This window comes from Microvirga alba, from assembly GCF_015694465.1.
Lineage (GTDB): Bacteria > Pseudomonadota > Alphaproteobacteria > Rhizobiales > Beijerinckiaceae > Microvirga > Microvirga alba.
Genome location: NZ_JADQDO010000001.1, coordinates 598900 through 611322, shown reverse-complemented (window position 1 = coordinate 611322; position 12423 = coordinate 598900). Strand labels below are relative to the sequence as shown.

Genomic DNA, 12423 nt, shown 5'->3' with positions numbered 1-12423 from the left:
GGCCCGGGAGCGCATCATTTTTGGCTCTCGCCGGTCTTTTATGAGCAGCATCGCGCTATCACACCGCTTCTCCGCAACGGCTCTGCGGCGTGCCTTCAACGGCGCGCCGCTTTGGTCTGTCGCGGTGGTGATCGGGGTCGCGGCTCTCGTGCTCGCGCCGCTCGTCAGCCTGTTGCACATCGCCGCCCAAGGTGAAGCGACCCTTTGGGCGCAACTCATCGTCGACGTGCTGCCGGCGGCGCTTCTCGACACGGGCATGCTGCTCGCCGGGGTCGCGATCCTCGCCGGATCCATCGGCATCGGCGCAGCCTGGCTCGTCACCGCGCACCGCTTTCCGGGGCGCGATATTCTAGCGTGGCTCCTGCCCCTTCCGCTCGCGGTTCCGACCTACATCACGGCCTACATCTACGTCGAAATCTTCGATGCGGCGGGGCCGGTTCAGATGGGCTTGCGCGGGCTCATGGGCTGGAGCTCCCGCGCCGATTACTGGTTTCCCGAAATCCGCTCGGTCTACGGCTGCATCTTCGTGATGTCGGCGGTGCTCTACCCTTATGTCTACATCGCCTCGCGGGCGATGTTCCTGACCCAGAGCGCCAGCATGATCGAGGTCGCCCGGACGCTGGGCGCGAGCCGCTTCAAGCTGTTTCGGGTCATCGCCATTCCGCTCGCCCGACCGGCGCTCGCCGTCGGCCTGTCGCTCGCGCTTCTCGAGGCCATGAACGACATCGGCGCGAGCGAATATCTCGGCGTGCGCACCCTCACCGTTTCCGTCTTCAACACCTGGCTCAATCGCGGCAGCCTCGCGGGCGCGGCGCAGATCGCCTGCGTCATGCTGGCCATCGTCATCCTGCTCATCATGGTCGAGCGGCGCGGAAGGCGCGATCGGCGTTACACCCTCTCGACCCGGCGGCCACGCACCACCCAGCCCGTGCGGCTCTCGACCGCAAGCGGCTGGCTCGCCGCCGCATTGTGCGCCCTGCCGGTCTTCATGGGCTTTATCCTGCCCACCGGTTTCCTGATCCGCGAGGTCGCGCGCGGCGGCCTGTTGGAGCAACTCGACGCGGCCTTCCTGACTCACCTGATGACCACCATCGGCCTGTCCAGCATGGCGACCCTCGCCGCTCTGGCGCTCGGCATCGTCGTGGTCACGGCCTCCCGCCTCGCCCGGACGCGCCTCACCCGCACGGCGCTCGCCGTCTCCGGCATCGGTTATGCGGTCCCCGGCACCGTGCTCGCCATCGGATTGCTCACCCCGCTCGTCGCCGTCGATAACGGCCTTGGCTCGGTGTGGCGGGCGCTTACCGGAGAACGTCTCGGGCTGATCCTGATGGGTTCGGCGGCAGGCATCGTCATCGCCTATGTGATCCGCTTCCTGCCGATCGCGACGGGGTCTCTTTCCGCTGGTCTCGACCGGGTATCCCCAGGGCTGGAGGACGCGGGCCGCATTCTCGGCGCGCGCCCCCGCGAACTGGTCCTGAAAATCCAGATCCCGCTTTTGCGCCCGGCGCTCGCCAGCGCGGCGCTCCTGGTCTTCGTGGATTGCATCAAGGAATTGTCGGCGACGCTGCTGCTGCGCCCGCTCAATACGGAGACGCTCGCGACGCTCGTCTATGGCCACGCCTCGCGCGGCGCCTTCGAGGATGGCTCGCTCGCCGCCCTCGTCATCGTGCTGGTCGGGCTGTTGCCGGTGATCCAGCTGGTACGAAGCGCCGAGGCGCGCCCGAAGGCGGAAAAGGCTGAGTCAGCCGCCGCCTGACCATTGGGTTTGCCCGGAGACCCGATCCGAAACGCGATGCCTCACAAATCGAAATGGCCGGGACAAGCCCGGCCATGACTAAGAGAAGGCGTGTCCGCCATCGGCTACGCGGCGTTGGACTGCTTTGAGCCCAAAGCAACCTTGAAATCGGCGTCCGTCTTGGCCTTGATCTCCTCGGCCGTGACGCCGTCCGCCAGTTCAATCAGGGTCATGCCGGTGCCGCCCTTCTTGTCGATGGTGAAGACGCCGAGATCGGTAATCACCAGGTCGACCACGCCCTGGCCCGTCAGCGGCAGATTGCACGCCTTCAGAAGCTTCGGGTCGTCCTTCGCGGTGTGCTCCATGACCACGACGACGCGCTTGACGCCGGCCACCAGGTCCATGGCGCCGCCCATGCCCTTCACCATCTTGCCGGGGATCATCCAGTTGGCGAGATCGCCGTTCTGGGCCACCTGCATGGCCCCCAGGATCGACAGATCGATATGGCCGCCGCGGATCATGCCGAAGGAATCCGCACTGGAGAAATAGCTCGTCGTCGGCAGCTCGGTGATCGTCTGCTTGCCGGCATTGATGAGGTCGGGGTCCTCCTCGCCCTCGAACGGGAACGGTCCCATGCCGAGCATGCCGTTCTCCGACTGGAGCTGTACGCGCATACCGGCCGGGATGAAGTTCGAGACGAGCGTCGGAATTCCGATGCCGAGATTCACATAAAAGCCGTCGCGCAACTCCTTGGCAGCGCGCGCGGCCATTTGTTCACGGGTCCAAGCCATCTCAGATCTCCTCGCCTGCGCCAGCGGACGCCACGGTTTCGCGCTTGCGGGTCGTGCGTTGCTCGATGCGCTTGATCGGGTTCGCCACATGCACGAGGCGCTTCACGAAAATGCCCGGCGTGTGGATTTGATCCGGGTCGATGTCACCCGCCGGAACCAGATGCTCGATCTCGGCGATGGTGATCTTCGCGGCGGTGGCCATCATCGGGTTAAAGTTGCGGGCGGTCTTGCGGTAGACGAGGTTGCCCTCGGTATCGCCCTTGTAGGCGTGCACCACGGAGATGTCGGCGAAGAGGCCCCGCTCCATGACGTATTTCTCGCCGTCGAACTCGCGCACTTCCTTGCCTTCGGCGATGAGAGTGCCGACGCCCGTCTTGGTGAAGAAGGCCGGAATGCCTGCACCGCCGGCCCGGATGCGCTCGGCCAGCGTGCCTTGCGGATTGAATTCCAGCTCCAATTCGCCGGAAAGGTATTGCTGCGCAAAAAGCTTGTTCTCGCCCACATAGGACGAAATCATCTTGCGGATCTGGCGGGTCTCCAACAGGCGGCCGAGGCCGACACCGTCCACACCGGCATTGTTGGAAATGAAGGTCAGGTCCTTCGCCCCCGAATCACGGATCGCCTCGATCAGGGTCTCCGGAATGCCGCACAGGCCGAATCCGCCGGCCATGATGGTCATGCCATCCTTCACGAGCCCGGCTAAAGCCGAGCGCGCATCGCTAAAAACCTTGTCCATTCAACCCCTCTCTCGGCCAGTTCAATCGACCATCGCACCATTTACAGAGTTGCATGGTGCGGCCGCCCGGCACCCTGCAGCTTAGCCTCAATTTAGACAATCCCTTCGTATGGATATAAGAGGAGGCTTGTTCTCCGCCCAAGCATCGTCCGGGCAGCCCCCTCCACCACCGCGCGCGCTGCGGGACACAAGGTTACAATATCAGCTCATGTCTCGCCGCGCCGTTCTTCTCATCGCGTTGATCTCGCTCGCCATCCTCGGTGCGGCCGCCGCCCCCTGGACGCTGTCGGGAGCGGGGCTTTCGAGCGCGGTAGGCGAACATCTGCGGGTTCGATACGGGTTCGATTTCCATGTCGCGGGCCGGAGCACCTTCGCGGTTTTGCCGACCCCCCGCGTCAAATTCGAGGACGTGAAGCTCGCGGCCCCCAATCAGGCCGTCTTGGTCGAGGGCGGTACGCTGCGGGGAGAGCTGCGCATTCTTCCTCTGATTTTCGGGCGCGTTGAGATCTCGGAAATCGCCCTCAGCGACACGGCGATCACGGCGTCCTACCAAGCACTGCGCTCGCTCGATTGGGCGGACCTGTTGGAGGATCGTCCGCATGGCCGTCAGGCCCGCCGTCTGATCGTGATGTCCTCCTCCCTCCGCTGGACGGACTTGAAAGAGGCCAGTCTCGACAAGCTCAATGTCCTCGTCAATTGGGCGGGCTCCGACAAGCCTCTCTACGCCACGGGCTCCGCTTTTTGGCGCAACGAGCTCGTCACGGTCGCTGAGGCTTCGCTCCACCCCGCCCTGCTGGCTTCGGACCAGATCAGCCCGATCTCACTCACGATATCGGCTCCCTCAGGCCGCCTGACCGTCACCGGCGAGGCGCAATTGGGCGAGGATCCCCGCATCACGGGTGAGAGCCTGATCGAGGCGACCTCGGTTCGAGATTTCGCGCGCTGGAGCCGGGTGGAACTGCCTTTCGGCTCGCTCATGCAGGCTTTGACCATCGAAGGCGACGCGTCGTTGAACCGCCGCCGCCTGTCCTGGCCCTCGGTGGCGCTCACCCTCGGAACAGACAAACTCGAAGGAACCCTGGCGGTGCGCTTCGATGCCGAGCGCCCGGTCATCAGTGGGACACTAGCGGCCGGCAGCCTGAATCTTTCGGACTTTTTCCGGCCCCTGACGCAGACTCGAACCGCGTCCGGCACCTGGAGCGAGGAGGCCATCGACCTCTCGCATACGACCGGAAACGACCTCGACCTGCGCCTCTCAGCCACAACCGCCCAGCTTGGCCTCATGCGCCTCGACGACATGGCGGCAAGCGTCCTCGTCAGGCCTGGCCGGATCGAGGCCTCGATTGGGCGGGCAAGCTTTCACGATGGTATGCTGAAAGGCCGCCTGTCCCTCGCCTCCGCCAACGGCGCGACCGAGTTCAAGAGCCAGGGCACTTTCGACGCGGTCGATGTGGCAACCTTCCTTGCGGCGATGGGCGAACCGCGCTGGCTGACCGGGCGCGCGCAAGGGCAGTTCCTGTTCGAGGGCGCGGGTGACAGCCCGGTCGAAGTGATCCGTCAGGCGCATGGCCGCACGTCCGTCACCGTCAAGGAGGGCGAATTGGTCGGCCTTGCCCTCAATGATGCGCTTCGCCGGGTCGAAAAGCGTCCGCTTCTCGCCTCCCTGAACTGGAAGGGCGGCCGCACGCCGTTCGATCAGGCGCAGATGCTGCTCAATCTGAAGGACGGTATCGGCGAAGTAGCGGAAAGCCGCATCCAATCACCGACGCTCGTGACCAACCTGAGTGGCCAGATTTCGCTGGTGGACCGGAGCTTGAAACTCAAGGCGGATGTATCCCCGGTCACGACGGTTCCGGCCCCTGCCCCGGCCATCGTGTTCGAGGTCGGCGGAGGCTGGGACAACGTTATCGTGACGCCCGATGCCCGTTCGCTCATCCAACGATCGGGAGCCGCCAAGCCCCTTTTCGGCCCCGAGGGCCTGCCTCAAAGCGCTCCGCTTCCGCTCGCGATCGCTCAGTGACCGTCCCGGCGCGCGCGCGCGGCGGAACGCTTGGTCAGCAATGTGGCGACGACCACGCCCAGGGTAACGATCCCGATCAGAATCGCTGACGCGGCGTTGACCTCCGGCGACAGCCCCAACCGCACCTGGCTGTAGATCTTGATCGGCAGGGTCGTCGCTCCCGGCCCCGTATTGAAACTCGCGATCACGAGGTCATCGAGAGACAAGGTAAAGGCGAGCAGGAACCCGGCCACGATGGACGGCGCGATCAGCGGCAACGTCACGGCAAAGAACGTGCGCAACGGCGGCGCACCCAGATCCATGGCCGCCTCTTCGAGCGAGCGATCGAAGGTCATCAGACGCGATTGCACCACCACCGTGACGAAGCACATGGTGAGCGTGGTGTGCGCGAGCGCGATGGTCCAGAAGCCGCGATCAAGGCCGATGGCGACGAAGAACAACAGCAGCGACAGGCCGGTGATGACCTCCGGCATGACCATCGGCGCATAGACCATGCCGGTAAACAACGTACGCCCGAAGAACCGGCCGTAACGGGTCAGCGCCAGGGCGGCGAGCGTGCCGAGAACCGTCGCGAGGGTAGCCGAGAGCAACGCTATGCGCAGCGTCACCCAGGCGGCTTCCATGAGCGCCTCGTTGCGGAACAGCGCGCCGTACCACTGGGTCGAGAAGCCGCCCCACACGGTCACGAGCCGCGAAGCGTTGAACGAATAGACGACCAGCAGCAGGATCGGCAGGTAGAGGAACGCGAAGCCGAAAATCAGCGACGTGAGATTGAAGAGGCTCAAGCGGCGCGTCATGACTCCGTCTCCAGCCGCCGCGCCTCGACGTCGCGATAGATCACGATGGGCACGACCAGAATGATGAGAAGCAGGATGGCGACGGCAGATGCCAGCGGCCAATCGCGGTTTGAGAAGAACTCGCTCCAGAGCTGACGGCCGATCATCAGGGTTTCCGACCCACCGAGCAGATCCGGGATGACGAACTCGCCCACCGCCGGAATGAAGCAGAGAAGCGAGCCCGCGATGATGCCGGGCATGGCGAGCGGCACCGTGATGGTCCAGAACGACCGCCACGGCGGCGAGCCGAGATCGAGCGCCGCTTCGAGCAAGGTGTCGTCCATTTTCTCAAGAGCCGCATAGAGCGGCAGCACCATGAATGGCAGGTAGGCGTAGACGATGCCGATATAGACCGCCCACTCCGTATTCAGGATGGTGAGCGGCTCGGAGATGGCACCTAGCGCCATCAGGCCCTGATTGAGCAGCCCTTCGGGTTTCAGAATGGCGATCCAAGCATAGATGCGGATCAGGAAACTCGTCCAGAACGGTAGAATGACGAGGGCCACGAGCAGGGGACGATGCCGCTCCGGCGCACGCGCCATGGCATAGGCGACGGGAAAGCCGACGAGCAGCAGCAATATAGTCGAGATCGTCGCGATCCGGATGGAGGACAGAGTCGCACTCAGATAGAGGTCGTCCCCGACGAGCGTCTCGAAATTATCCAGATCGAGCTGCGAGAAGAAGCCCGCAATGTCGCTCCAATCGAAAACCGGCTTGTAGGGCGGCTGGGCGACGGCCGGGTCCGACAGGCTGATCTTCAGGACGATCAGGAACGGCACGAGGAAGAACACGCCGAGCCAGAGATAAGGCAAGGCAGGCACCAGGGAAGCGGTCAGCTTTCGCGTGAGGGAGCGCTCGGCCATTTCCTATTCCGCCAGGATCACCGCCGCATTCGGCGCGAAGGTGACATAGACCTGCTCGTCCCAATCGATGGGGTTCTCGACGAAGCGCGAGGCATTGGCGCGGGTGACGCGCAGGATCGCGCCCGAGGCGAGCTTGACCCGATAGACGGTCCAATCGCCGAGATAGCCGATGTCCCAGACTTCGCCGGTGAGCACGTTGCGCGCATTAGGTCCGGGAGGATCGCGCTGGATCACCATCTTTTCCGGCCGCACCGCAATGGCGACGGCCTGACCGGAATGCAACACCTCGTCGGGATCGTCGATCGTGAGAGGAGCGTCCGCGGAAGGGGTTTGCACGCGCCAGAGGCCGTTCTCCTGGCCCATGACATTGCCTTCCAGAATATTCACATCGCCGACGAATTCCGCGATGAAGCGGGTCTTCGGCTGCTCGTAGATCTCGCCCGGCGTCGCGACCTGAGCGAGGTGCCCCTGATCCATGACCGCGATGCGGTCGGCCATGGTCATGGCCTCTTCCTGATCGTGCGTGACGACCACGAACGTCATGCCGAGCTCATGCTGAATGTCCATCAGCTCGAACTGGGTCGCCTCGCGCAGCTTTTTGTCGAGCGCGCCGAGGGGCTCATCGAGAAGGAGCAGCTTCGGCCGCTTGGCGAGCGCGCGGGCGAGCGCCACACGCTGACGCTGGCCGCCCGACAACTGGCTCGGATAGCGCTTGGCGAGCCGCTCCAACTGCACGAGGCGGAGCATTTCCTCGACACGGGAAGTGATTTCCGCCTTCGGCAGGCCATCCTGCTTCAAGCCGAAGGCAATGTTCTTCTCCACGCTCATATGCGGAAAGAGCGCATAGGACTGGAACATCATGTTCACGGGCCGGCGGTAAGGCGGCACCCCGGCCAGATCCTGCCCTGCGAGCGTGATGCGACCCGCCGTCGGCTGCTCGAAGCCGGCGAGCATCCGCATGAGGGTGGTCTTGCCACAGCCCGACGGGCCGAGCAGGCAGAAGAACTCACCCTCGAAGATGTTCAGCGACAGGTTGTCGACAGCGACAGCATCGCCGAACCGCTTCGTGATGTTCTCGAAGCTGATCAGCGGCTTGGCGTTCGGATCGGACCAGGGCGCAAAGGCCCGGCGCACGGCGCCCACGGAGGCGGATTGTCGGGGAGGAGGATGCAAGGTGGCGGTACTTCAACCTGAGCAGAAAACGTGGTCGCAAACTAGGATGAACGGAGCGCGAGAACAACAGCCCTGAAACCGCGATCCCCTGCTAGGATGCAAGACGGGCAAAGGGAGCGCTCACCGCCCTCGAAATGGCGTCCCTGCGTCATCCCAGGTCGAGCCCCCCTTCCCCATCGGGAGGGCCGGACGGGTCCGGCCATGATAGCAAGAGGGCATTTTGGACGTTGCAAAATCCTCCCTCGAGGTCTTTATTGGATCCGCTCACCCACCCGGGTGAGTGATGATCTCAGGGCGGGGTGGAAGTCCCCACCGGCGGTGAATGGGCGAATAGGCCATAAGCCCGCGAGCGCTTCCCGTCTTGGACGGGGAGGTCAGCAGATTCGGTGCGAATCCGAAGCCGACGGTCAGAGTCCGGATGAAAGAGATCGGTCGTTGCGATGCCGCAATCCATTTTGCGGCCTATCGCGGCTTCCGCATGCCCTGATTCATGTTCAGGCAGCAAAAGGAAGCCAACGTGGATCAGTTTACCGAACAGCAGCAAACCCGCTCCGCAGCGGGAAAATCCCACCAAACCCGGATCGCCTTCGTCCAATCCGGCTGGCACAAGGACATTGTCGACCGCTGTCGCGACGCCTTTGTCGCAGCGATGACGGACGGCGGGGTCGATCGCCAATCGATCGATCTTTATGAGGTGCCGGGAGCCTTCGAGATCCCCCTGCTCGCGAAGCGGCTCGCCAAAAGCGGCCGCTATGACGCCATCGTGGCGTCGGGTCTTGTCGTGGATGGCGGCATCTATCGCCATGAATTCGTCGCCGACGCAGTGATTTCCGGCCTCATGCAGATCCAGCTCGAGACGGATGTCCCCGTCCTCTCCGCCGTGCTGACGCCTCAGCATTTTCACGAGCACGACACGCATCGCGAATTCTTCACCAGCCACTTCGACGTGAAGGGCCGCGAGGCCGCAGCCGCGTGCCTTGCGGTCACGAGCGCTTCATATGCGCAGCCGGTGAGAAGCTAGAATCGAGGAGGATCGCCGCATCACGCGCGGCGATCCTCCGATTGCCATGTCACTGGACCGGTGGCGCTTCCGTGCTCGCGGCGCGCTCCCGCCCGACGTTCAGATCCCGCAATTTGTTGATGAAATCCGCCGGGTAGAGCAACGTCGAGGACGGCGTTTCCAGCCCCATGAATTTCGCGATATCCGCGACGAACGCGTTGCAATTATAGGCGACCGCGCTCCAGAGGGGCGAACTCGCCTGCAATTTCTTGATGAACGCGGTGAGCTTTGTGTATTCCGCCTCTTTGAGCACGAGCCGATAGCGCGCGGAGACGTATTTTTCCTCAAGGTCGCCGTCGCTGGGCCCCGTCTCCGACGCGACGGGGACGACATGGCCGATCATCCATGGGACCGGGCTATTCCCCGCGGGATGAAGGCCGGCGACCTCGCGTTGTATGATTTCGCCCCGCGCATTCAGCCGACCGAACATCGCGAAGGTGTGGCCATAACTGAGCGCGTACCGCGCGCGGAATTCGATGAAATACGGCGCCGGCGCCGTGACCGCACGGACAGTTTTGCGCGAATTGGCGCCCTGCGCGGCCGCCAATTCAAGGCGACCGGCTTTCGTCGTGGTGGAGGCCTGCGCGCTCGCTGTCCAGACTATCGACGCAATGGAGAGCATAAGGACCGACAGGTTCGAGAAAAGGCGCAGACCGGTCGGATTTTTGGTGAAGTACTGCACGGTTCGCTCCCACGCTATTGAAACGTGCGCATTGAATCGCGAGCCGCGTTCCTTAGCGCACAATAACAGGAGAAGCATACTGAAGTAGACACAGCTCTTTTCAGAGCAAGAGGGTCGGCTTTCGCCGACCCTTCAAGTTTGGATTACCCCTTAGTGACGACGGGCGCGACCACCGGAGGCGGGGCTTTACCTTTACCTATACCCGCACAGGCAGCCGACGATAGAACAATCAGAGTTGCAAAAGTAACCATAACGACTTTCTGCATCGCGACACCTCTCCTTTGACTTGTGAAGTCTATCACAAACGCTAAGCTGTCACTACTATCAAAAAAGAGGTTATTCTGATTAGCTTTGCTACTCTTTCGTATAGGAATAAAAAATAAACAAAAACTCTGGCATCACTTTGCCATGTCACTATGAATTCTACTCTTTCTTATTAGATAGGACGCTTCTAGAAATTTCTAGAGGATCCACGGGATCAAGCGTGACGTCCGGGCCATGTAAGTGCGATAGGGCTCGCCAAACGCTTCGACCATGAGGCGTTCCTCCTCTGCGACCCGAAACAGATAGAGCGTTCCGAAGCCCACGAGACCTGAAAGCCCCGCCACAAGGTTGGGCAAGAGAAGGGCCTGAGCGACGGCCCAGAGCCAGAACGCCGTGTACATCGGGTGGCGGACATATCGATAGATGCCGGCGGTCACGAGCTTATGGTTTTCGCGAACCTCCAGGGTCACCGACCAACTGCGCCCCAGCGCTCGATGTGTGAGGTGAAACATCGCCAGCGCGGCGAGCGCCACGACGATCCCAACGGACGCCTGGACGGGGCGGAACGGGTAAGCCGCGAGCCTCGGAAACCCTGTCGCGATATAGAAGAATGGCACGATGCCGAGGCCGGTGAGGGAAATGAGGAGGAGCGTGATCTCACGCGGCCCACGCGCGCTGCGGGCCACGGGTGTCCGCCGCGATCGCCGAGCATGCGGCAGGCGGATCACGTACCAGCCGACCGCAAGCAATACGAATGCGGTCTTGGCGATCATCGGCGTCATCAACGGCTCATCTCCACCGGGTTTCCAAGAACGTGCGGGACATCGGCGGCGCTCTCACGAAGAGCTCCGTCGGCGCCAATGGCCGAGACCGCCCCATCCGCATACCTGACCTGACGTTCGACGGAAAGCGGCCCACAAAGAAGCATGAAGTAATCGTAGGCCGCCCGGCGATCGTTGCCGTTGACGAACTGGCAGTGGATTTTGAAAAAGTTCCGCCGTATCCGCCGGTATCTCGCCGGATCGACCATCCTTCTGATGCGCTCGACGCGAACCACGGGACGACCGGGCACCCGAAGCCCCATATCGGCAACCGGATTCGATTTGTAGAAATTCATCACGTCCGTGAGCGCCTGATACTCGGCCCAGAAGATCTGGGGGGCGGACGCCACGTGCTCCACCGCGTTACGGAAACGCGTCGCACGCCGGTGCAATCCGATCTTCAGAAGGGATGAGCCGACGGACAGGAGAGAGACGCGGGGACCGGTCTTGCCGAGACCCGGATCGAGCCGCAGAGCCCGAGCGAGACAATCGACGGCAAGGACAGCGCCGAGGCTGTGGCCGATCACGACGATCTCGTCCGCTTCGCCATCTCTCACACTCGCGGCAAGCGCGCGGGCGATCCGATCGAGCCGGGGATCCAGCACCGCATCGCGCCGTCGAATGTAGTCCCGCGAGAAAATCCAATCGTCGAACAGCAGCGGAAGGAAGAGCCGTTCCGCGGGCCAGCGCATGAGCAGCACGAGCGCCGCAAGACCCGCGCAGAGCCCGATGATCGGAGACTCGGTGGTCCTCGTGACGAGAGTGCCCGCCCCCCCGGCAAGGGCGGCGAGCAAGCCGAAGAGAACAAAGGGATAGAGAAAGAACCCCGCGTAGCGCCAATTGGTGCGGAAATAGCCCCAGAGCGCGCCGGCGGCCACGAAATCCAGAAAGGCGAACAGCGCCGACGGAACCCGCCGCCACATGGGCTGCCGCCCTGCCGCCTCGATCACATCATCCCAACGCATCAGGCGATATTCGATCTCGGCACGCCAGTTCGGGCCCGATGCAGCCACATGCCAGGATGCAACGTCAGCTTCGATGATCGGCGCGGAGGCCGTGGCCATCACGGACCATGTCGCCGTGAACCGGCGCAACTCCCGCACGAATCGCTGATAAGCGGCTTGGGGCGCTACCGGATCATAGCCGCCCAAGTGGTAGACCAGACGCCTGGTGACTAAAGGCTCCGCCATTCCTTCCCCGAGACAAAGATTGCAAGCCCCAAAGCCAATCCTCATGGTCACTTCCGGCGACACCGCTGCGGAGCCTCGTGATGAGGTCCCCGGGGCGCGCCACAGCGTGACTCTTGGGATATGTGTGACAGCGAAAAGTTAGTCCGGCAAGCAGACACGTTCAAAGAGAAATGAAAATCAAGTTTCAACTCTTGGTTTAGCGACTGAGCCTGCCGCCAATGCTCAAGCTCGCAAAATAGTCTCAATCGACGA

11 protein-coding genes and 1 riboswitch are annotated in these 12423 nt (G+C 62.9%); of the genes, 3 read left to right on the top strand and 8 right to left on the bottom strand.

Annotated elements, in window-relative coordinates; translation table 11 throughout:
- Positions 1–40: 40 nt before the first annotated feature.
- Positions 41–1756 (top strand): ABC transporter permease, encoded by a 1716-nt coding sequence (locus tag I2H38_RS02760; RefSeq protein WP_196270255.1) that lies wholly within the window; start codon positions 41–43, stop codon positions 1754–1756.
- A gap of 104 nt (positions 1757–1860) precedes the next feature.
- On the opposite strand, the gene I2H38_RS02755 is transcribed toward I2H38_RS02760, so the two are convergent.
- Together I2H38_RS02755 and I2H38_RS02750 are read right to left on the bottom strand one after the other, a co-directional pair.
- On the bottom strand, positions 1861–2526 hold the full coding sequence (locus tag I2H38_RS02755; RefSeq protein ID WP_196270254.1) for a 3-oxoacid CoA-transferase subunit B: 666 nt from the start codon (positions 2524–2526) through the stop codon (positions 1861–1863).
- A 1-nt stretch (position 2527) separates the two neighbouring features.
- Positions 2528–3262 (bottom strand): CoA transferase subunit A, encoded by a 735-nt coding sequence (locus tag I2H38_RS02750; RefSeq protein ID WP_196270253.1) that lies wholly within the window; start codon positions 3260–3262, stop codon positions 2528–2530.
- 208 nt (positions 3263–3470) lie between these two features.
- Here I2H38_RS02750 and I2H38_RS02745 point away from each other — a divergent pair, with 208 nt between their 5' ends.
- Entirely contained in the window at positions 3471–5282 is a 1812-nt protein-coding gene (locus tag I2H38_RS02745) for an AsmA family protein (protein ID WP_196270252.1), read from the top strand.
- Here I2H38_RS02745 and I2H38_RS02740 read toward each other — a convergent pair.
- The 3 genes from I2H38_RS02740 to I2H38_RS02730 are packed head-to-tail and all read right to left on the bottom strand — an operon-like array spanning position 5276 to position 8115.
- Complete coding sequence (locus tag I2H38_RS02740; protein ID WP_196270251.1) at positions 5276–6079, bottom strand: ABC transporter permease; 804 nt, start codon at positions 6077–6079, stop codon at positions 5276–5278. The two genes, I2H38_RS02745 and I2H38_RS02740, sit on opposite strands and share 7 nt — an antisense overlap.
- Positions 6076–6981, bottom strand: coding sequence for an ABC transporter permease (locus I2H38_RS02735; protein ID WP_196270250.1), 906 nt, complete (start codon positions 6979–6981; stop codon positions 6076–6078). The genes I2H38_RS02740 and I2H38_RS02735 overlap by 4 nt, the downstream gene beginning before the upstream one ends.
- A gap of 3 nt (positions 6982–6984) precedes the next feature.
- Complete coding sequence (locus tag I2H38_RS02730) at positions 6985–8115, bottom strand: ABC transporter ATP-binding protein (RefSeq protein ID WP_196270599.1); 1131 nt, start codon at positions 8113–8115, stop codon at positions 6985–6987.
- Positions 8116–8435: 320 nt separating this feature from the next.
- Positions 8436–8588, top strand: a riboswitch (FMN riboswitch).
- 83 nt (positions 8589–8671) lie between these two features.
- On the opposite strand from I2H38_RS02730, the gene I2H38_RS02725 reads away from it, so the two are divergent.
- Entirely contained in the window at positions 8672–9175 is a 504-nt protein-coding gene (locus I2H38_RS02725) for a 6,7-dimethyl-8-ribityllumazine synthase (protein ID WP_324617333.1), read from the top strand.
- 49 nt (positions 9176–9224) lie between these two features.
- Here the strand turns inward: I2H38_RS02725 and I2H38_RS02720 are convergent, their stop codons facing one another.
- From I2H38_RS02720 to I2H38_RS02710, 3 genes are all read right to left on the bottom strand, one after another.
- Positions 9225–9896, bottom strand: a complete 672-nt coding sequence (locus tag I2H38_RS02720) for a hypothetical protein (RefSeq protein WP_196270248.1) — start codon at positions 9894–9896, stop codon at positions 9225–9227.
- A 461-nt stretch (positions 9897–10357) separates the two neighbouring features.
- The gene (locus I2H38_RS02715) at positions 10358–10942 is read right to left on the bottom strand and encodes a protein-S-isoprenylcysteine O-methyltransferase (RefSeq protein WP_196270247.1); all 585 of its coding nucleotides are present in this window, start codon (positions 10940–10942) and stop codon (positions 10358–10360) included.
- Complete coding sequence (locus I2H38_RS02710) at positions 10942–12171, bottom strand: hypothetical protein (protein ID WP_196270246.1); 1230 nt, start codon at positions 12169–12171, stop codon at positions 10942–10944. Before I2H38_RS02710 ends, I2H38_RS02715 begins: the two co-directional genes overlap by 1 nt.
- Positions 12172–12423: the final 252 nt, after the last annotated feature.

Excerpts from the sequence above, each read along its gene's own strand:
- I2H38_RS02760 (WP_196270255.1), top strand. The coding sequence starts at position 41 with ATGAGCAGCATCGCGCTATCACACCGCTTCTCCGCAACGGCTCTGCGG.
- I2H38_RS02755 (WP_196270254.1), bottom strand. The coding sequence starts at position 2,526 with ATGGCTTGGACCCGTGAACAAATGGCCGCGCGCGCTGCCAAGGAGTTG.
- I2H38_RS02750 (WP_196270253.1), bottom strand. The coding sequence starts at position 3,262 with ATGGACAAGGTTTTTAGCGATGCGCGCTCGGCTTTAGCCGGGCTCGTG.
- I2H38_RS02745 (WP_196270252.1), top strand. The coding sequence starts at position 3,471 with ATGTCTCGCCGCGCCGTTCTTCTCATCGCGTTGATCTCGCTCGCCATC.
- I2H38_RS02740 (WP_196270251.1), bottom strand. The coding sequence starts at position 6,079 with ATGACGCGCCGCTTGAGCCTCTTCAATCTCACGTCGCTGATTTTCGGC.
- I2H38_RS02735 (WP_196270250.1), bottom strand. The coding sequence starts at position 6,981 with ATGGCCGAGCGCTCCCTCACGCGAAAGCTGACCGCTTCCCTGGTGCCT.
- I2H38_RS02715 (WP_196270247.1), bottom strand. The coding sequence starts at position 10,942 with ATGACGCCGATGATCGCCAAGACCGCATTCGTATTGCTTGCGGTCGGC.
- I2H38_RS02710 (WP_196270246.1), bottom strand. The coding sequence starts at position 12,171 with ATGGCGGAGCCTTTAGTCACCAGGCGTCTGGTCTACCACTTGGGCGGC.